General features: G+C 72.0%; 17 protein-coding genes. 2 read left to right on the top strand and 15 right to left on the bottom strand.

The features are described from left to right. Positions 1 to 287: 287 nt before the first annotated feature. The 5 genes from BUS84_RS25310 to tmk all read right to left on the bottom strand — a co-directional run bounded on the left by BUS84_RS25310 (position 288) and on the right by tmk (position 5,114). Positions 288 to 968: a hypothetical protein gene (locus BUS84_RS25310; RefSeq protein WP_074316152.1), complete on the bottom strand. Its 681-nt coding sequence runs from the start codon at positions 966 to 968 to the stop codon at positions 288 to 290. After that, a complete protein-coding gene (locus BUS84_RS25305; protein ID WP_074316150.1) occupies positions 968 to 1,273 on the bottom strand; it encodes a hypothetical protein in 306 nt (101 codons plus the stop codon). Before BUS84_RS25305 ends, BUS84_RS25310 begins: the two co-directional genes overlap by 1 nt. A 1-nt stretch (position 1,274) precedes the next feature. Next, complete coding sequence (locus tag BUS84_RS25300; RefSeq protein WP_053659404.1) at positions 1,275 to 1,604, bottom strand: YbaB/EbfC family nucleoid-associated protein; 330 nt, start codon at positions 1,602 to 1,604, stop codon at positions 1,275 to 1,277. A gap of 145 nt (positions 1,605 to 1,749) precedes the next feature. Next, positions 1,750 to 3,015, bottom strand: a complete 1,266-nt coding sequence (locus BUS84_RS25295; protein WP_074316148.1) for a DNA polymerase III subunit delta' — start codon at positions 3,013 to 3,015, stop codon at positions 1,750 to 1,752. Continuing rightward, positions 3,015 to 5,114, bottom strand: a complete 2,100-nt coding sequence (gene tmk / locus BUS84_RS25290; protein WP_143728657.1) for a dTMP kinase — start codon at positions 5,112 to 5,114, stop codon at positions 3,015 to 3,017. The genes BUS84_RS25295 and tmk overlap by 1 nt, the downstream gene beginning before the upstream one ends. A gap of 309 nt (positions 5,115 to 5,423) precedes the next feature. On the opposite strand from tmk, the gene BUS84_RS25285 reads away from it, so the two are divergent. Then, the gene (locus BUS84_RS25285) at positions 5,424 to 6,632 is read left to right on the top strand and encodes an amino acid deaminase/aldolase (RefSeq protein WP_074316146.1); all 1,209 of its coding nucleotides are present in this window, start codon (positions 5,424 to 5,426) and stop codon (positions 6,630 to 6,632) included. 39 nt (positions 6,633 to 6,671) lie between these two features. Here BUS84_RS25285 and BUS84_RS25280 read toward each other — a convergent pair whose 3' ends face one another. After that, on the bottom strand, positions 6,672 to 7,277 hold the full coding sequence (locus BUS84_RS25280; protein ID WP_074316144.1) for a TetR/AcrR family transcriptional regulator: 606 nt from the start codon (positions 7,275 to 7,277) through the stop codon (positions 6,672 to 6,674). 226 nt (positions 7,278 to 7,503) lie between these two features. Here BUS84_RS25280 and BUS84_RS25275 point away from each other — a divergent pair, with 226 nt between their 5' ends. Then, positions 7,504 to 8,820, top strand: a complete 1,317-nt coding sequence (locus tag BUS84_RS25275) for a D-arabinono-1,4-lactone oxidase (RefSeq protein ID WP_074316142.1) — start codon at positions 7,504 to 7,506, stop codon at positions 8,818 to 8,820. Positions 8,821 to 8,878: 58 nt separating this feature from the next. Here the strand turns inward: BUS84_RS25275 and BUS84_RS25270 are convergent, their stop codons facing one another. The 9 genes from BUS84_RS25270 to BUS84_RS25230 all read right to left on the bottom strand — a co-directional run bounded on the left by BUS84_RS25270 (position 8,879) and on the right by BUS84_RS25230 (position 19,496). Continuing rightward, on the bottom strand, positions 8,879 to 9,979 hold the full coding sequence (locus tag BUS84_RS25270) for a GDSL-type esterase/lipase family protein (RefSeq protein ID WP_074316140.1): 1,101 nt from the start codon (positions 9,977 to 9,979) through the stop codon (positions 8,879 to 8,881). Positions 9,980 to 10,251: 272 nt separating this feature from the next. Beyond that, a complete protein-coding gene (locus BUS84_RS25265; RefSeq protein ID WP_074316138.1) occupies positions 10,252 to 10,551 on the bottom strand; it encodes a hypothetical protein in 300 nt (99 codons plus the stop codon). After that, positions 10,548 to 11,126: a TetR/AcrR family transcriptional regulator gene (locus BUS84_RS25260; RefSeq protein WP_159451065.1), complete on the bottom strand. Its 579-nt coding sequence runs from the start codon at positions 11,124 to 11,126 to the stop codon at positions 10,548 to 10,550. Before BUS84_RS25260 ends, BUS84_RS25265 begins: the two co-directional genes overlap by 4 nt. Positions 11,127 to 11,431: 305 nt before the next feature. Continuing rightward, positions 11,432 to 14,266: a type I DNA topoisomerase gene (gene topA / locus BUS84_RS25255; protein ID WP_074316135.1), complete on the bottom strand. Its 2,835-nt coding sequence runs from the start codon at positions 14,264 to 14,266 to the stop codon at positions 11,432 to 11,434. A gap of 373 nt (positions 14,267 to 14,639) precedes the next feature. Next, positions 14,640 to 15,389 carry a hypothetical protein gene (locus BUS84_RS25250; RefSeq protein WP_074316134.1) on the bottom strand — a complete coding sequence of 250 codons (750 nt, stop codon included), beginning with the start codon at positions 15,387 to 15,389 and terminating at the stop codon, positions 14,640 to 14,642. Further along, positions 15,380 to 15,922, bottom strand: coding sequence for a hypothetical protein (locus tag BUS84_RS25245; protein ID WP_074316132.1), 543 nt, complete (start codon positions 15,920 to 15,922; stop codon positions 15,380 to 15,382). Before BUS84_RS25245 ends, BUS84_RS25250 begins: the two co-directional genes overlap by 10 nt. 114 nt (positions 15,923 to 16,036) lie before the next feature. Further along, on the bottom strand, positions 16,037 to 18,385 hold the full coding sequence (locus tag BUS84_RS25240) for a sodium-translocating pyrophosphatase (RefSeq protein ID WP_074316130.1): 2,349 nt from the start codon (positions 18,383 to 18,385) through the stop codon (positions 16,037 to 16,039). A 320-nt stretch (positions 18,386 to 18,705) separates the two neighbouring features. Next, positions 18,706 to 19,140 carry an ATP-binding protein gene (locus tag BUS84_RS25235; RefSeq protein ID WP_074316129.1) on the bottom strand — a complete coding sequence of 145 codons (435 nt, stop codon included), beginning with the start codon at positions 19,138 to 19,140 and terminating at the stop codon, positions 18,706 to 18,708. Continuing rightward, a complete protein-coding gene (locus BUS84_RS25230) occupies positions 19,140 to 19,496 on the bottom strand; it encodes an STAS domain-containing protein (RefSeq protein WP_074316127.1) in 357 nt (118 codons plus the stop codon). The genes BUS84_RS25235 and BUS84_RS25230 overlap by 1 nt, the downstream gene beginning before the upstream one ends. Positions 19,497 to 19,607 lie beyond the last annotated feature (111 nt).

Here is a 19,607-nt window from a genome sequence, read left to right as displayed (position 1 = left end):
CGACGGATCACCGCCGGAGGGCGCGCCGGCCGTCGCCGGACGACTACCCCCCGCTGCCATCCATGACCGTCGACTTGACCGATTGCCGGGCCACCCGTCGTGCCGTTTGCTCCTCGCCCGGACGGTTGATTCCGGGCCGCGGTAGGGGACAAACGCGTCCGGGCGGCGTTGAGTGGAGGCAGACCTGCGGGGGGTGCAGGGGGAAGACCACGGCGTCGCCGCCGGTGCCGGCTCAGGCCGGGCGCCCGCGGGCGACGCCGTGGCCTGTCCGGTGGCGCGGCGGGCGGCTACCAGCCGACCCGGGTGGCCTGGTCGTACCGGGATCGACCGTCCATCGGCGGCCGCCAGGCGGACTCGGCCAGACTCGGCGCCCACTGGCGCAGCAGCGTCTCCGCACCGTCGTACGCGACGCAGAGCACCGCCAGCACCCGGGCGGCGATCTCGGCCGCGTCGGCCACGCCGGGCCCCACCGGGCCGGGCCGGAGCGGCGTGCCCGTGGCCGTGGCGGCGACCACGGCGACCGCCTCGGCCGAGCGGAGAATGTCGGCCAGGGTGCGGGCCAGGGCGAGGCGGGTGCCATCCACCCAGTCGGCGAGGGCGTCGGCGTATCCGGCGGTGGACTCCAGGCGCCCGACCAGGCTCTCCGGCCCCTCGTCGAGGTGGCGCAGCAGCGCCGCCCGCTCCTGCCCGTACGCCGAGGCGGCCGGGCCGGACCAGAGCACCGGGTCGGTGAGCGCGGCGGAGACGTCGTCGTACCCCCGGACCAGCCGGCGCACGGCGTGCCCGGCACTGGCGAGCGGTGCCGGATGGAGGTCGAGGAAGCCGCGGACCGCGTCGCCCGAGAGCACCTGCATCCGGCGCAGCAGCGGCCAGACCTGGTGCCCCTCGGGGACACCGGCGGCGAGCAGCGTGTCCACCCGGCGCAGCAGGTCCAGGCCGGGCTCGGCGAGCCGGTCGAGCGGGTCCATCAGGGCTCCCCGGTGATGCGGCGGCGGGCGGCCCGGTCGACCTCGCCGTAGCGGTCGGCGGCCTCGCGCACGGCCGAGGCGGCGGCGGCCAGCCGATTGGCGGCGGCGCGTGCCTCGCGGGCCCGGTCGTCGGTGGCCGCGGTCCACTGCCGGTGCAGGGCGCGGCCGATCTCGCCGGGCCGGCCCGGGGCGTCTGTGCCGAAGGCGGCCTGGGCCGGATCGCTGGCGGTGACCGTGCGGGACACGGCGGTGAGCGTGGCGCTCGCATCGTCCAGCCGGGCGGAGAGCGCGCGCAGTGTGTCCATCTCAGGCCCCCGCGAGCGGTCGGTAGGCGGCGAACGTCTCGTTGTGCAGCTTCTCCCGGGCCCACTCGGCGGCGTCGGCCGCGGCGGTGACCGCGGCCTGCACGGAGCCGGCCACGTCCCGCGGGCTGCGGCTGTGCAGCGGCCCGAGGAACCGGACGTCGGTGATCCGTCCACCGGCGGTGACCACCACTTCGACCAGCCCGTCCGGCGACCGGACGGTGACCTCGACGGTCGACACCGCCTGGTCGAACTCGGCCTGGAGCGACTCGATCCGGCGGTAGCGTCGCACCGCCTCCTCGATCCAGGCCTCGTCGATCTCCCCCCGCGGCATCGGCCGACTCCTCCCGGATGACCCATCACTGAGCGTGCCGTCACCGTCACAACAGCACACCGGACCGTACCGCACAGCAATCGTGCGTGTCGATGCCTGTGGATGACCGGTCCGCCGCACGGGACCGTGGCAGGAGAACTGCGGGTCAGCCCTTCCAGAGGGCGAGCATCATCGCCTCGACGGCGATCCGTGGCTTGACATTTGCCTCGATCGCCGCCCGGCAGGCGAGCACGGCCTCCAGCCGGCGCAGCGACCCCTCGGCGTCCCACTTCTGCGCCCCGGCGCCGGCCAGCGCGGCGGTGTCGGTGTGCACCGGGGCTACCGGGGCGCGCAGCGCCATGGTGAGCGCGTCCCGGTAGAAGCCGGCCAGATCGACCAGCGCGCGGTCCAGCGCGTCCCTCTGCGCCCTGGTGGCCCGCGACTTCTGCCGCTTCTCCAGCTCCTTGAGCTGCCCGGCGGCGCCCCGCATCGCGCCGGCCGCGCCCCGGCCGGTGCCGCCGGCGCCGAGCGCGGTCTCCAGCGCCGCCCGCTCGGCCGTGTCGGCCTCGGTGACCGACGCCTCGGCCTCCGCCTCGGCGGCCTCGATCAGCGCGGACGCCGCGTCGAACGCCGCGCCGACGCCGGTCAGCCGGCGCGGCACGGCGAGCACCGCCTCGCGCCGCTTGCGGGCCTCCGGGTCGCGGGCCAGCCGGCGGGCCCGACCCACGTGCCCCTGCGCGGCCGCCGCCGCCCACTGCGCCACGTCGGGCGCGACGCCGTCCCGACGGACCAGCACCTCGGCCACCGCCGCGGCCGGCGGCTGCCGCAGGGGTACGACCCGGCAGCGCGACCGGATGGTCACCGAGATGTCGTCCGGGTGGGTGGATGGGGCGCAGAGCAGGAACACGGTACGCGGCGGGGGCTCCTCGATCGCCTTGAGCAGCGCGTTGCCAGCCGCCTCGGTGAGCCGGTCGGCGTCCTCGATGACCACCACCTGCCAGCGCCCGCCGGACGGGGTGCTGGCCGCGCGGAGCACCAGCGCCCGCATCTCGCCGACGCCGATGGAGAGCCCCTCCGGCACCACCATCCGGACGTCGGCGTGGGTGCCGCCCATCGTGGTGTGGCAGCCGGGGCACTCGCCGCAGCCGGTGCCGTGGACGCACTGCAGGGCGGCGGCGAAGGCCCGCGCGGCGACCGATCGGCCGGAGCCGGGTGGCCCGGTGAAGATCCAGGCGTGGGTCATCCCGGCGCTCGGGTCGACCCCGGCCGACGCACCGGCCCCGTCGTCCGTGCCGGCCGGGCCGGCGGCGATGAGCGCGGGCGCACGGTCGGCGGCGCCCACGCGCAGCACGGATGCCGCCGCGGCGGCGGCGCGGCGCAGCTCGGTCACCGCCTCGTCCTGACCGACCAGGTCGGCGAAGACGTCCGGCATCAGGTTCGATGCTCCATCGTCACCAGCTCCGCGTCGGATAACTCCGGCTGCACCGAGGTGTCCGGGCCCTGCGCCGGCCTGGGGTGCACGATGCCGCCCGGATTCCCGAGCATCTCCTCGACGCGTCGGAACACCTGGCGGGTGATCTCCTCGGCCGGCCGGGACCCGTCGAGCACCAGGTAACGCTTCGGGTCGGCGGCGGCCAGGTCGAGGAAGGCGTACCGGACACGTTCGTGGAACGCGATCGACTCGGCCTCCAGCCGGTCGACGCCCTCGCTGCGCGATGCCACCCGGGACAGGCCGGTCTGCGGTTCGACGTCCAGCAGCACCACTAGGTCGGGCTTGAGCCCGCCGGTGGCCCAGGAGGAGAGCCAGGAGACCTCGTCGACCGGGAGTGTCCGCCCGGCGCCCTGGTACGCCAGGGACGAGTCGACGTACCGGTCACTGATCACCACACCGCCACGGACCAGCGCGGGCCGCACCACGGCGGCCACGTGGTGCGCCCGGTCGGCGGCGTAGAGCAGCGCCTCGGCGCGCGGCGACGGCGCCTCGTCGCCGGAGGTGTCCAGCACCAGCGACCGGATTCGTTGACCGACGGTGGTGGCCCCCGGCTCGCGGGTGACCACGACGTCGCGCCCCTGGCCGCGTAGCCGCTCGGCGAGCGCGGCGAGCTGGGTGGACTTGCCGGCGCCCTCACCGCCCTCGAAGACCACGAAGAGCCCGGCGGAGACGAACGGCTCGGCCGGCATCAGCGGGCGACCCCGGATGGAGCCCCAGAGGTCGGCGAGGACCGGGACGCCCTTCTTGTCGTCCATCTGGCCGAACGCGCTGATCCCGGCGAAGATGCCGGCGACCCCGGCGGCGAGCAGCAGCAGCCGGGTCGACGAGATGGACAGGCCCAGGTCGGCGATCTCCAGCTTGCGCGAGCCACCGACACCGGCGAGCAGGCTGCTCAGCGCGATGGCCAGGATCAGCACCAGCCGGGTGCCGATCTGCACCACGGCGAAGACCCGACCGCGCACCTCGTCCCTGATCTCACCGCCGAGCAGCGTGGTGCCGGCCAGGAAGGCCATCCCGGCACCGGCGCCGACCAGCACCGCGCCGACGATCGCCATGGACAGGTGGATGGCGAAGGCGAGGGTCATCACGGCGGCGCTGGCCAGCACGATGCTCATGCCGAACCAGCGGCGCCGGGACATCTCCTTGACGATCATCGGCCCGAGCCCGATGCCGAGTGCCAGGCCGACGAAGATGGCACCGAAGAGCAGCGAGAAAGCGGCGTCACCGGCACCGAGCGAGCTGGCGAAGAACTTCGCGGTGCCGATGACGATGCCGCCACCGGCGAACGCACCCAGGATGCCGAGGACCAGTCCGCGCACCAGCGGGGTCTGGCCGATGAACTGCCAGCCCTCCTTGAACTGGCGCAGCATGCTCTGCTCGTGACGGTCGCCCTCGGTGGTCTGCCCCCGGCTGATCTCCTTGATGCCGAACGCGACGACCAGTGCGGTGGCCAGCCGGGACAGGGAGTTGAACCAGAGCGCCAGCTGGGCCGGCTCGGCCCAGTCCGGGAAGTTGTCGCCGGTCACGCCCCGGACGCTGCGGTCCAGGCCGGCGCTGACCAGCGCGGCGAGCACCGGGGTCAGGCCGTACGTGGTGATCAGCGTGAGCTGGTTGGCGGCCTCCAGCCGGGCGCGCGGGATCAGGTTGGGGACCGCGGCCTCCTTGGCCGGGATCCAGATCAGGGTGACCGACTCGATCAGGAAGGTGGCGATGGTCGCCCACAGGACCACCATCCCGCCGCTGGCGCCGGCCAGCGCCACCGTCGGGATCGAGGCGAAGAGCACGAACCGGAGCAGGTCGCAGATGACCATCGTCCAGCGGCGGTCGAACCGGTCGGCGAGCACGCCGGCGATCGGCCCGAGCACCAGCGCGGGAAGCAGGCGGATCGCGATGACGCCACCGAAGACCGCGCCCTGGGCGGTGCTGCCCTGCACCTGGGAGGCGGCGAAGACCGAGGTGGCCAACAGGCCGAGCCAGTCACCGAAGGAGGCCGCGCCGAGCACGATCCAGAGCCGCCGGAAGGGCCGGATCCGCAGCACCGAGCGGATGGCGGCATAGCCGGACGGGTCCACCTGACCGGTGCTGGACTGGTTGGCGGCGTTGCCCGACTGGTCACCCGGGCGCGACACGCCGGGCGACTCGCCGCTGTTCTGGCTTTCGATGGCCGTACCTCCACGTGCCGGCCCATCGCTGGGCACCCCCGGTGGAACACTCTAGACCCGGTGGGGAGCCGCCCCACTCGCGACATTCTCCTGCTCGCTGAGCCTAGGCCGCCGGAGGCACCGACCGCAGCCCGGGCTGTACGCGAGGGTGTTTCGCATTCACCGTCGGACAGTTAGCGTGCACACGTGGCCATCGAAAGCGACAAACTTCGCGAGCGCCTGGATCGGGCGACCGCCCACCTCGACCCGCCGTACGCGGTGGTGGATCTCACCGCCTTCGACGCCAACTCGACCGCCCTGGCCGACCGCGCCGCCGGCAAACCGGTCCGACTGGCCAGCAAGTCGGTCCGCAGCCGGGCGCTGATCAGCCGGGCGCTCGCCCGGCCCGGCTGGCGGGGCGTGATGGCGTTCACCCTGCCCGAGGCGATCTGGCTGGTCCGCGCCGGGGTGAGCGACGACGTGCTGGTCGCGTACCCCAGTGCGGACCGCTCGGCGCTCGCCGAACTGGCCGCCGACCCGGCGCTGGCCGCCGCGATCACCCTGATGATCGACGGCACCGGGCAGCTCGACCTCATCGACGCCGTACGAGCCCCCGGGCAGCGCGCCGAGCTGCGGCTCTGCCTGGACCTGGACGCCTCCTGGCGACCGCTGCGCGGGCGGGTGCACGTCGGCGTCCGCCGCTCACCGGTGCACAGCGCCCGAGCGGCCGGCGCGCTCGCCGCCACCGTCGCCGGCCGGGCCGGCTTCCGGCTGGTCGGCCTCATGTCGTACGAGGCGCAGATCGCCGGCCTGGGCGACGCGCCGCCAGGGCAGGCGCTGCTGGCCGGCGCGATCCGGCTGGCCCAGCGCGGGTCGTACCGCGAGTTGCTGGCCCGCCGGAGCGCGGCGGTGGCCGCGGTCCGTGAGCACGCCGACCTGGAGTTCGTCAACGGTGGCGGCACCGGCAGCGTGGCCGCGACCAGCGCCGATCCCGCGGTCACCGAGGTCACCGCGGGATCGGGCCTGTACGGGCCGACGCTGTTCGACGCCTACCGCGCCTGGCGTCCCACCCCGGCGGCGTTCTTCGCCTGCGCGGTGGTCCGCCGACCGACGCCGGAGCTGGCGACCGTGCTCGGCGGCGGCTGGATCGCCTCCGGTCCGGCCGCCGACAGCCGACTGCCCCGACCGTGGCTGCCGGCCGGCCTGAAGCTGGTCGGCACCGAGGGGGCCGGCGAGGTGCAGACTCCGCTGGCCGGCGCGGCGGCGGCCACCCTGCGCATCGGCGACCGGGTGTGGTTCCGGCACGCCAAGGCCGGTGAGCTGTGTGAACGTGTCAACGAGGTGCACCTGGTCGACGGGGAGGCGATCGTGGCGACCGTGCCCACGTACCGGGGTGAGGGGCGGGCGTTCCTCTGACGCCACCCCGCCGCCCGGCCCGTTTCCCGGCGGGCCGGGTCAGGCGGGCTGGGCGGCCGCTGCCTGCTGCTCTGCGGTCGGCCGCGCACTCTCCGGGCCGTCGACCTGGCGGTGCAGGTACTCCCGGATCAGCGCCTTCGCCTCGAGCAGCACCCGCTCGTCGCCGTCGGACCGCCGCCGGAACGCGAGCTTGATCAGCGCGTCGGCCGCCTCCACCGCGATCTCCAGGACGAAGCGGAGCTTCGGGACGTCGGTCAGCCCGAAGCGCTCGGTGAGCACCCGCGCCAACTGGTCGGCGATCACGCCGTTGTTGTCCCGCTGCTCATCGAGCAGGTGCAGGTCGACCACGTCGCCGAAGTGCAGGGTACGGAAGCCGGGAACGGTGCGGTGCATCGTGATGTACTCATCGATCCCCGCGTCGACGCCGTCCCACCAGTGGGTCATCTCGTCAGAGGCGAACCGCTCGTCGAGCCGCTGGAGGTAGGACTCCATCGTGCGCAGGGTCAGTGCCTGCACGATCGCCCGCTTGTCCGGGAAGAACTGGTAGACCGACCCGATCGCCACCTCGGCGCGCTCGGCGAGCAGGGTCGTGGTCAGCCCTTCGTACCCCACCTCGTCGACGAGTTCGGCGCAGGCGTCCAACATGCGCTGTACCCGCGCGACACTTCGACCCTGCACCGGTACGCGGCGCAGCGGCCCGGTCGTGGCGGCTGGTGTGGACACTCGGCGCCACCCCCCTTCGACGGATGAACATATCTCCACGTCACGAGTCCGTGACTACCGGTACAACGAGCGGATCGCAATTGCGGTATTTACCAGCTAGAACGTTCCTGATATGAAGTCAGTTCATATTCATTTTCGAGGAGCGCGCATGGTCGGCACCGCACCGCTCACCGCCCGCTGGTCCAACTGGGCCGGTAACCAGCGTGGCAGCGCCACCGCAATCCTCCGCCCCGGCTCGCCGACCGACGTCGCCGAGGCCGTCCGGGCCGCCGCCGCCACCGGCGGCCGGATCCGGGTGGCCGGCAGCGGCCACTCGTTCACCGCGATCGCGCTCGCCGACGACCGGCGGATGGATCTGTCCGAGCTCGACACCCTCGTCAGCGTCGACGTCGAGCGCAGGCTCGTCACCGTACCGGCAGGGATGACCCTGCACGCCCTCAACGGCCTGCTCGCCCGACACCGCCTCGCCCTGCCCAACCTCGGTGACATCGACGCCCAGACGGTCGCCGGGGCGATCTCCACGGGCACCCACGGCACCGGCGTCGGCTTTGGCTGCCTGTCCACCTTCGTCGAGGCGATCACCCTGGTCACCGGGATCGGGGAGGTGCTGCGCTGCTCCGCCGACGAGCACCCGGACGTCTTCGCCGCCGCCCGGGTGTCGCTCGGCGCGCTCGGCGTGCTGGTCGAGGTGACCCTGCGCTGCGTGGACGCCTTCGTGCTGCACGCACACGAACGCCCGGCCGCGCTGGCCGACGTGCTCGACGAACTGCCGCCACTGATCGGCAACCACGACCACGTCGAGTTCTACTGGTTCCCCTACACCGCACGGGTCCAGGTCAAGACCAACGACCGCGTACCCGCCAACGACCGGCCGCTGCCCCGGTGGCGCGGCTGGCTGGACGACGACTTCCTGGCCAACACCGTCTTCGCCAGCGCCTGCCGGCTCGGCCGGGCCGTGCCGGCGCTGGCCCCGAGGATCAGCGCGGTCTCCGCCCGCGCGCTCACCGAACGCCGATACACCGGCCGCTCCGACCGGGTGTTCTGCACCCCGCGCCGGGTCCGCTTCGTGGAGATGGAGTACGGCCTGCCCCGCGAGGCGCTGCCCGAGGCGCTGGCGGCGCTCCGGCGGATCGTGGACGGGCTGCCGTTCAAGGTGCTCTTCCCGGTGGAGGTGCGGTTCACCGCCGCCGACGACATCTGGCTGTCGCACGGCTACGGCCGGGACTCCGCGTACATCGCCGTGCACCAGTACGTCGGCATGCCGTACGAGCCGTACTTCCGGGCCTTCGAGGAGGTGGCCGCCGGGCTCGGCGGCCGCCCGCACTGGGGCAAGCTGCACTACCGCGACGCCGCCTCGTTGGCCGCCGCCTACCCGCGCTTCGGCGACTTCCAGTCCCTCCGCGACCGCCTGGACCCCGACCGCGTCTTCACCAACCCCCACCTGACCCACATCCTCGGCGCCTGACGGCGGGTGTGCCTGGCAGCCGCGCCCTCGACGCCGACGCTCTGCACTGACACCGGCCCTAGAGCGCGAGGTCGTCCAGGTTGACGGCGTCGGCCATGACCTCGGCGCCCTTGTCGTTCAGGTGCATGCCGTCGCCACTGTCAAGTGCGGGGTGGATGTGGTCGGGGGCATGCGGGTTCGCGACAGCCCGGGCCACGTCGAAAACAGCATCGAAGGCGTCGGTGGTGCGGATCCAGTCGTTCACCTCGCGGCGGATGGTGAGGCCTTCCGTCGTGCTGATTCCAGGGCCGGCGCCCGCGAAGGGACCGATGGTGGCGGCGAGGATCTTCAGGCCGGCGCGGTGGGCACGGTCTGCCAGAGCGCCGAAGCCTTCGATGAGGGCGTCGGCGGTGGCGGAAGGCTCGCCCAGCATGCCGGGAAGACCGAGGTCGTTGATGCCGAAGTGGACCAGAACGTGGGTCAGGGCAGGTATCGAACGAACATCGCGGTCGAAACGCGCCAACGCGTGTTCGCCGACCCCGTCGCGCAGGAGGCGGTTTCCGGCGATGCCCTGGTTGACGACCCACCCTCGGCTGAGGCGCCGGTTGAGAAAGTCGACGGAGCGATGGTTCGCGCTGGTCGTCGTGCCGACTCCTTCGAACCAGGAGTCGCCGAAGGCCACCGCGATCGCGGTGTCCTGCGGGGCGAGCACGTCGACACCCGAGATGTAGAACCGCGCTTCGACCTGCTCGGTCCACGGGAGTGCCGAAGACGTGACATGGTTCCCGTCAGCTATTCGAGCGACTTCCGCCGGTTTGTGCGAATGGGTGGCCAGCCCGGTCTGCTCGGAAAAGTAGATGCTCACCACCAGGTCTGTACCGCCGGCAACCGGAAGATCGACCGGGTCGGAGACGGCCTCTTCGCCCGCCGGGATGACACACTTCTCGACGCCGTCGAAGGTGAGGGCAGCCCGCCGGTGACCGACAGCGACCGTCGCGGCCGCGATGGTCAACGGAGTGCGGCCGTAGCGGTTCGTCAGGCGCACGCGGAGAGCTTCCCCGCCGCCGGCCATGTGCAGCACTTGACGAACGGTCTGGTCGACGAAACCACGGGGTTCGCTGAACTGGAGCTGCTCGTAGGGACTGATCACTGCGGTACGGAATCCGGCTGTCCAGATCATGGTCGGTCCATTGGTCCGTCGGCGGTCAGGTGGGAGTGTCTCGGAGTCGGTTGCGAGTGGAGCTGGGCCGGGTGCCTCAGATGTCCAGGACAACCCGGCCCCTGGCTGAGGTGTGCTCGGCCAGGTCATGTGCCTGAGCGATCTCCGCCAACGGCAACCGGGCGGCGATCGGGTAGATCGCCGGCGACCAGCGCGGCGGTCAGTTCGATCGCGGCGGCCTCGTTCGCCGGCTCCGGGAAGTTCGTCGTTGCTGAGGAACCGGACCGCGCGCATCAGGCGCCCACCGGTTCGGTGGTGGTGCCCTCCTCGACGCTGATCACCTCGTCGATCAGCGAGAAGAACGCCTGGATGCCGGGCCGGTCGCCGCCCCGGCGCCGGGACTCGGCGAAGTCGTCGGACGAGCGCCAGAAGACGATGTCCAGCCATTCGCCGGCGGACAGCTGGATCAGTCGCGCGCCGAGGAAGCCGGTGCGATCGGTCTCGAAGTCGCGCAGCATCGCCGGCCGCGCGGCCAGCAGAGCATCGGCGCGTGCCGCGGGCGTACGGAAACGGGTGATTTCGACGGCGGTCATGCTCCTCGATCCGTTCGAGTGTTGGAAGAAGGTCGGTCGCTGACGCCGAGCATCAGCCTGAGCTGGGTCAGCAGGACCTCGCGGAACTCCGCGGGCGACGGCGTGGGGTGATGCTGGACGCGAGAGATGATCAGCCCGGCCAGGGCCGCGAGCAGGAAATCCGTCACGGCCTCGGCGTCGTGGGCCAGCGTGAACTCACCCCGCTCAGCGCCTTCCCGTACGGCGGTCAGAAAGGGCGCCCGGTACCGCGCCTGCACGTCCGTGCTGTAGTTGCGGAGGTCGTCGTCGCGCATGGCGGATCGCCAGAATTCGACGAGGATCTGCCTGGTGCTCTCCGAGTTGTGCAGGCTCCGGTCCACCAGCGCGACCAGTCGTCGCCACGGATCGGCTTCGGCGGTGGACACCGCTTGCAGGGCATCCAATTCCCGGTTGGTGAAAACCTCCATGGCCTCGATGATCATGTCCTCGCGCGAACCGAAGTAGGTCTGCAGGGTGCTGATCGCGACGCCGCCGGCCGCCGACACGTCCGTGAACCGCGTGTTCTCGAATCCACGAGCAGCGAGCACATCTGCCACGGCTTCGAGAACGAGAGCCCGCTTCCCCCCGCCCGCGCGCCTCTTTCGAATCGCCATGGGCCCCCGAACGGAGGTCAGCGCGGATGGGTAGGACTCAGCTGCCGGCATGGTCATACGGTATGGCCGTACCGGATGAACCAAGTAACTTTCCGTCCGGCCTGTGACGCAAATCACCCAATATGCCCCGCTGTGCCCCGGAACGAGCCGGGCGGCTCGGGCGGCTCGGCGAGACGAAGGGCTGTGGGTACAAAGAAAAACGGCCCCCGGAGGGGGCCGTTTTCCTTTCCGGATCTCGTAGAGCCGGGCTACTCCGTGCTGGTGGCGGCCTTGCGCGGGGCCGCCTTCTTGGCCGGGGTCTTCTTGGCCGCGGTGGTGGCCTTGGCGGTGGTGGCCTTCTTCGCGGCGGTGGACTTGCTGGCGGCGGCCGTCTTCTTGGTGGCCGTGGCCTTCTTCGCCGGAGCCTTCTTCGCCGCCGCCTTCTTGCGCGGCGCCGGACCCTTGGCCCGCTTCTCGGCCAGCATCTCCGAGGCTTCCTCGATGCTCAGCGCCTCCGGGGTCTGCCCACGCCGCAGCGACGCGTTGAACTCCCCATCGGTGACGTACGGGCCGAACCGGCCATCCTTGATCACCAGCGGCTTCTCGGTCAGCGGGTCGACGCCCATCTCCCGCAGCGGCGGCGCCGCGGCCCGCCGTCCGCGGGCCTTCGGGGCGGCCAGCAGGGCCAGCGCCTCGTCCAGGCCGACCGTGAACATCTGCTCCTCAGACTCCAGCGACCGGAACTCCTCGCCCCGCTTGACGTACGGGCCGTAGCGGCCGTTGTTGGCGAACACCTCGACCCCGTCGGGCGCGACGCCGACCAGCCGGGGCAGGCTGAGCAGCTTGAGCGCGTCTTCGAGGGTCAGCGAGTCCGGCGTCTGCGAGCGCAGCAGCGAGGACTTCCGCTCGCCGCTGGACACGTACGGGCCGAACCGGCCGGACTTGAGCACGATCGGCTCGCCGGTGCCCGGGTCGTCGCCGAGCTTGCGCTCGCCGCTGCCACCGAGGAACAGCTCGTGCACCTTCTCCGGGGTCAGCTCGTCCGGGGCCAGCCCCTCGGGGATCGGGGCCCGGTCGCCCTGGGCGCCACCCTCCTCGCCCTCGGCCGGCGGCGTCGCCGGCTCGCCGCCGGGCAGCTCCCGCTGGAGGTACGGCCCGTACCGGCCCACCCGGACCACGATCTCCCGGCCGTCGTCGTCGGTGAAGAGCGGGATGGAGTTGACGCTCCGCGCGTCGATGTCGCTGAGGTTCTCGGTGACCAGCTTCTTGAGCCCGCCGGAGCGGGCGATGCCCTGGTCGCCGGCGCCGTTGGCGCTGCCGAAGTAGAACGCGGTGAGGAAGTCGACCGCGGCGTGGTCACCGCCGGCGATCTCGTCCAGCTCGTTCTCCATGGTGGCCGTGAAGTCGTAGTCGATCAGGCGGGGGTAGTGCCGCTCCATGAGGCCGATCACCGCGAAGGCCAGGAAGGTCGGGATCATCGCCTGGCCGCGCTTGGTGACGTACCCCCGGTCCTGGATCGTCTGCATGATCGACGCGTAGGTGGACGGGCGGCCGATGCCCAGCTCTTCCAGTGCCTTGACCAGCGACGCCTCGGTGTAGCGCGACGGCGGCTGGGTGTGGTGGCCCTGCGCGGCCAGCTCGTCGGCGGTCAGCGGCTGGTCCTTGACCAGGGTGGGCAGCCGGCGCTCGGCGTCCTCGGCCTCGGCGTTCTCGTCGTCGCTGGACTCGACGTACGCCCGCAGGAAGCCCGGGTCGGTGATGGTCTTGCCGGTGGCGCCGAAGTCGGCTTCCTCCTGCGAGGTGGAGACCGCGCGGATGCGCACCGACACGCTGGAGCCGACCGCGTCGGTCATCTGCGAGGCGATGGTGCGGCGCCAGATCAGCTCGTAGAGCTTGAACTCCTCGGCGGACAGCTCCTTGGCCACCTCGCCCGGGGTGCGGAAGTTGTCCCCTGCCGGGCGGATCGCCTCGTGCGCCTCCTGCGCGTTCTTCACCTTGCCGGTGTAGCGGCGCGGCTCCGGTGGCACGCTGCGCTCGCCGTACAGCTCGACGATCTGCCGGCGGGCCGCCGAGATGGCGGTCTCCGACAGGTTCACCGAGTCGGTACGCATATAGGTGATGTAGCCGTTCTCGTACAGGCGCTGCGCGGTGCGCATCGTCTGCTGCGACGACAGGCGCAGCTTGCGGGCCGCCTCCTGCTGGAGCGTCGAGGTGATGAACGGCGCGTACGGGCGGCGGCGGTAGGGCTTCTCCTCGACCCGGGTGACGGTGAACGGCCGTCCCTCGAGCCGGGCCGCCAGCCCACGGGCACCGCCCTCGTCCAGGTGCACGACGCCAGCCCCGGGCTTCACCCGGCCGGTTGTCGGCTCGAAGTCCTTGCCGGTGGCGATCCGGTCGCCGTTCAGCGCGATGAGGGTGGCATTGAACGCGCGCGGCCCCTCGCCGGCGTTCGCCACGGCGAGAGTGGCCAGGATGTCCCAGTACTCGGCGGTGCGGAAGGCCATCCGCTGCCGCTCCCGCTCGACCACGATCCGGGTCGCCACGGACTGCACCCGGCCGGCCGAGAGCTTCGGCATGACCTTCTTCCACAGCACCGGGGAGACCTCGTAGCCGTAGAGCCGGTCGAGGATCCGCCGGGCCTCCTGCGCGTCGACCAGGTCGCGGTCGATCTCGCGGGGGTTCGCCACCGCCGCCTGGATCGCCGGCTTGGTGATCTCGTGGAAGACCATCCGTTTGACCGGCACCTTGGGCTTGAGCGTCTCCACCAGGTGCCAGGCGATCGCCTCGCCCTCGCGGTCCTCATCCGTCGCCAGGAAGATCTCGTCGACCTCCTTGGCCAGCTTCACCAGCTTGCTGATCTGCTGCTTGCGGTCGGCGGAGACGACGTAGAGCGCGTGGAAGCCGTTGTCCACGTCGACCCCGAGCCGGGCCCACGCCTCGCCCTTGTACTTGGCCGGCACGTCGGCGGCGTTGCGTGGCAGGTCGCGGACGTGACCGAAGCTGGCCTCCACGACGTACCCCGGGCCCAGGTAGCCCGAGATCGTCTTGGCCTTCGCCGGAGACTCGACGATGACCAGACGGGTGGTTCCAGCGTTACTCGGCACGTCTCTCCCCGACCTCACTCCTGCTCGTGGCCTGCCGGCGCCCGGTCAGCGACCGCCCTCGGCCCCGCCGTCGCACCGGCGGTCCGGATGTCCAACGTAACGCGCCGTCCGCGTTTCGGGTTTCGCGGGCGGCAATCCGCTCCGGCGCGGCGGTCCACTCCCGCCCCGCCGCGCTCGGCACTGCCGGACGGCGCCACCGTACACCGTGGGTAGGGCTCGAAGCGGGTCACTGTGACGATGGCGGACCCTCGGCCGAGGTCCGACCCGCCCGTTTTCCGCCCGGATCGACCCGCCGGCTGTCCGTGACCGGACAGCCGGTGGGCACCCGGACTCGACCTCCGCCTTGAGCGGAACGCCCCGGTTCGTCCCCTGGTCAGGGTCGGGTCGGCCAGGCGTCGGCCGGTGCGGCGCGCGGCGGCCCGCCGACCAGCTCGGCGAGCCGGCCCAGCCGGCGCCGCCCCGTGATCCGGTACCCCGGGCCGCCCTCGTCCGGGCCGAGCAGCGTGCCGGCGAGCCCGGCGGCGGCGAGCGCCGTGCCGACCCGTTCCCAGCACTCCTGGTCGCCCTCGCCGAGCCGCAGCAGGAAGCCGCCGGGCGGCTCCGGCGTCCCGGCGGCGGCGAGCCACAGCCGCAGCCGCCGGCCGGTCAGATGAAAGGTGGCCGGTGGGCGTTTCGCCGGGCCGTGCAGCCAGGCGACCGCGAGCGGCTTCAGGACCCGGGTGTACGAGGTACGCACGGCGTGTCGCGCGTCCCCGGTCGGCTCCCAGCTCGCCGCCAACCCCCGCAGCGCCAGCTCCGCGACCAGCACGTGCACCCGCCAGGCGGCATCCACCTGCACCGAGAGGCGGGCGGTGCCGCCCATCCGCACCACCTCGCCCGGCCCGGCGAGCAGCCCGGCCAGGTCGGCGACCGTCGGCTCGGCCGCCTCCGCGCCGAAGAAGACCAGTTGGCGCCCCGCGCCGTCGGTCTGCGCCGGCCCGGAGGGCGGCCCGCTCGACCCGGGCCGGTTCGGCCCGCTCCGCAGTCGCTGAGGCTCGGATGTTGGCGCGTCGGCCTCGGGTACGGGGAACAGCGCCGGGGGCGGCTGCGCCGCTCCGGTGTCGCCGAGCCCGCTCAGCGACACTCCGGCACCTCGTCGAAGGCTTGTTTCAGCTCCTCGGAGTTGAGCCGGCTGGTGTCCAGCGCGCTGGCGTCGTACTCCTTGTTGAGCGTGTCCACCGCGGCCCGCACGCCGTCGTAGAAGACGCTCGGCTCGCCGGTGCCCAACCCGTCGATGGTGTCCCGGGCCCGGCCGTAGGCGTCCCGCATCTTCCCCAGCGAGCTGCGGAAACCGGCGGAGATGGCCTCGCCGTTGTCCGTCTCCGGGACGCCGGCCTTCTCCACCTTGCGGCGCGCGGTCTCGCTGGCCTGCTCCGCCCCACCGAAGAGCCGCACCAGGTTCTCCTTGGCCTGCGCCGGCGTGGTCTGCGCGGTCATCTGCTCATCCGTGCTGCTGGTCAACTTGCTGATCTCGGAACGCCACGGGGTGAGCGCGCCGCACACCGTGGCCGCCCAGGCCCGCGGGCTGGGGCCGCCACCGCAGCCGGAGAGCACGACGACGAACGTGGCCAGGACCACCGTGAGCTTTCCGGCGGCAGACGCCTGGCACGTACGCATGCGTTGCAGCGTACGACCTCCGGCCAGGCGTGGCACCGGTCAGACGGCCCGAGGAGGAATCGACGGTCCCCGGTCGGCGTGGCACGCCGACCGGGGACCCGGTGCCGAGGATGGTCAGGCGTTGACCGTCTCCGGCCGGTGGTCCGTGCTGCCCGCACCGGTGTCGGAGTCGTCCATCGCGATGCCCTTGCGCTTGCTGAACACCACCGACGCCACGATGATCAGCGTGGCCACCACCGCAATGGCGACCCGCACGGGGGTGTTCCGGTCGTCGCCGATGCTGAACGCCACCACGGCCGGCGCGATTAGCAGCGAGACCAGGTTCATCACCTTGAGCAGCGGGTTGATGGCCGGGCCGGCGGTGTCCTTGAACGGGTCACCGACGGTGTCGCCGATGACCGTCGCCGAGTGCGCCTCGGAGCCCTTGCCCCCGTACGCGCCGTCCTCCACCAGCTTCTTGGCGTTGTCCCAGGCGCCACCGGAATTGGCCAGGAAGACCGCCATGAGCGTGCCGGCCCCGATCGCACCGGCCAGGTACGCCGCCAGAGCGCCGGGCCCGAGGCCGAAGCCGACCGCGATCGGCGCCAGGATGGCGAGCAGGCCCGGGGTCATCAGCTCGCGCTGCGCGTCCCGGGTGCAGATGTCCACGACCTTGCCGTACTCCGGGCGCTGCGTGCGGTCCATGATGCCGGGCAGCTCACGGAACTGCCGGCGGACCTCCATCACGACGGCGCCCGCCGAGCGGGACACCGCGTTGATGGCCAGCCCGGAGAAGAGGAACACCACCGCCGCACCGATGATCAGGCCGACCAGGTTGCGCGGGTTGGCCACGTTCAGCGAGTTGAGGATCTCCGTCCCGACGTCGCCCACACCAGCGTCCGCGTACGCGGTACGCAGCGAGTCGGTGTACGAGCCGAACAGCGCGGTCGCGGCGAGCACCGCGGTGGCGATCGCGATGCCCTTGGTGATCGCCTTGGTGGTGTTGCCGACCGCGTCCAGCTCGGTGAGCGTCCGGGCGCCGTGCTCGTCGATGTCACCGGACATCTCGGCGATGCCCTGGGCGTTGTCGGAGATCGGCCCGAAGGTGTCCATCGCGACGATCACGCCGACCGTGGTGAGCAGGCCGGTGCCGGCCAGCGCCACCGCGAACAGCGACAGGGTGATGGAGCTGCCGCCGAGCAGGAACGCGCCGAAGACACCGGCGCCGATCAGCAGCGCCGAGTAGACGGCGGACTCCAGGCCGATGCTGATGCCGGCCAGGATGACGGTGGCCGCACCGGTCTGCGAGCTCTTGCCGATGTCCTGCACCGGGCGTCGGTTGGTCTCGGTGAAGTAGCCGGTCAGTGCCTGGATCGCGGCGGCCAGCACGATGCCGATCACCACCGCGCCGATGGCCACGAGCCGCGGGTTGCGGTCGACGTCGGTGAGACCACCCTCCAACTCGGCGAAGGTCGCCGGCAGGTAGGCGTAGGCGGCGATCGCCACCAGCACCGCGGAGAGGACCGCCGAGATGTAGAAGGCCCGGTTGATCGCGGTCAGGGCGTTGCGGTCGGACGCGCGCAGCCGGGTGATGAAGACGCCGAAGATCGCGACCAGCACGCCGATGGTGGAGATGATCAGCGGGAAGACCAGGCCGTCCTCGCCGAACGCGGCGCGACCCAGGATCAGCGCGGCGACCAGCGTGACCGCGTACGACTCGAACAGGTCGGCGGCCATGCCGGCACAGTCACCGACGTTGTCGCCCACGTTGTCGGCGATGGTGGCCGCGTTGCGCGGGTCGTCCTCCGGAATGCCCTGCTCGACCTTGCCGACCAGGTCGGCGCCGACGTCGGCGGCCTTGGTGAAGATGCCGCCGCCGACCCGCATGAACATCGCGAGCAGCGCGGCGCCGAACCCGAAGCCCTCCAGCACGGTCGGTGCGTCGCCCCGGTAGACCAGGACGACCAGCGCGGCGCCGAACAGGCCGAGGCCCACGGTGAGGAAGCCCACCACGCCGCCGGTGCGGAAGGCGATCTTCATGGCCGCCTCGCGGCCACCCTGTCGCTCCCGGGCTGCGGCGGCAACGCGCAGGTTGGCGCGGGTGGCCAGCCACATGCCGGCACCACCGATGGACGCGCTGAACAGGGCGCCCACCACGAAGAAGAGCGAGCGGCCGAACTTCACGGCGGTCTCGCTGCCGTCGGTGTCGTGCACCGGCAGCAGGAAGAGCAGCACCACGGCGATCACAACGAAGATCGCCAGGGTGCGGAACTGGCGGAGCAGGTAGGCCGAGGCGCCCTCCTGGACCGCCCCCGAGATCTCCTGCATGTTGGTGGTGCCCTTACCGGCTGCCAGCACCGCCTTTGTCAGGGCGGCGGCGAATACGAGCGCCACCAGCGCGATTACCGCCGCGATGACGACGTACGTGACATTGCTTCCGGTAAGGGAAAGCCCGCCGCCGTCGGCGGCCAAGGTCTCGGACATCTGTGTCCTCCTGTTACCGAACACTCGCGCCGGTGAGTGGAGACGCACCGACCGGCGCCTGAATGCGGACTCGCAAGCGTGCGCCAACCCACCCCAGCGGACCAGCGATGAATACCCATACCCGCTGGCTGCGGGATGGATCACTTGCTGACAACCCGGGTACTGTAGCCCTCCACAGTGTCGGAGGTCACACCGAGGTGGCACCGTGTCTCGATGATCTTCGTCGCTGTGTTATGAAACGAAATCTGATATAGGGCCCGGTCCATGACAAGCAGGCCGCACCCCAGCGGGATGCGGCCTGTGAAACAGAAAAGAACGGGTCAGCGGCCGAGCGGCCACACCATCCGCACCTCGGTGCCGACGCCCTCCTCGACCGGACGCACCTGAAGGTCCTCGACGAAGCCGGCGAGCAGGGCGAAACCGACTCCGGTGGTCAGCGCCTCATCGGTGAGCGACTCGTTGGCCAGCTCGTCCGGTGGCAGCGCGGCCAGCCCGATGCCGGCCTCGATCGGCGCCCGGTCCACCACCCGCACCGCGTACGACCCGGCGTCGGACATCTCCACCAGCACCGGGTCGGCCAGGCCGTACTGGCGGTGCAGGGCCACCGCCCGGGTGCACGCCTCGCCGATGGCCAGGCGCACCTCGTCCAGCAGATCCTCGCGGACCCCCGCACGCCGGGCGACGGCGACGCCGACCAGCCGGGCGGTACGCACGTGCACCGGCGCCGGGGAGAAGGAGAGCTTGACTGTCGCCATCACGCGCTGGCACCGGTCGGTTCCGCGCCGACCGCCGCGTCGACCGTGGGGTGCAGCGGGAAGACCTGGTCCAGCGCGGTGATCCGGAAGATCTTGAGCAACGGCTCCTTGTCGCAGACCAGGGCGAACGAGCCGCCGGCCGTGCGGAGCCGCTTGAGCGCGCCGACCAGCACGCCCAGCCCGGTGGAGTCGAGGAAGTCCACCCGCCCGAGGTCGACCACCACGTGCCGGGCGCCGCCGTCGATCAGTTCGAGGAGCCGTTCGCGGAGCCGGGGCGCGGTGTAGACGTCCACCTCACCGCCGACCTCGAGCACCGTGTGCTCGCCCACGGTGCGGGTCGCCAGCGACAGCTCCATCGGTCCTCCTCGCCAGAGCCGTAAACTCTCCTGGGCATCTAACCATTACCGCTTGGCCACCCTGCGGTCGCCAACGGAAGCTCCCCCTTACCCCCCGCCCCGACTTTTCAT

The organism is Micromonospora cremea (genome assembly GCF_900143515.1).
Lineage (GTDB): Bacteria > Actinomycetota > Actinomycetes > Mycobacteriales > Micromonosporaceae > Micromonospora > Micromonospora cremea.
Note: the sequence above shows the minus strand (reverse complement) of the source record. Positions and strands in the feature narration are given on the sequence as shown.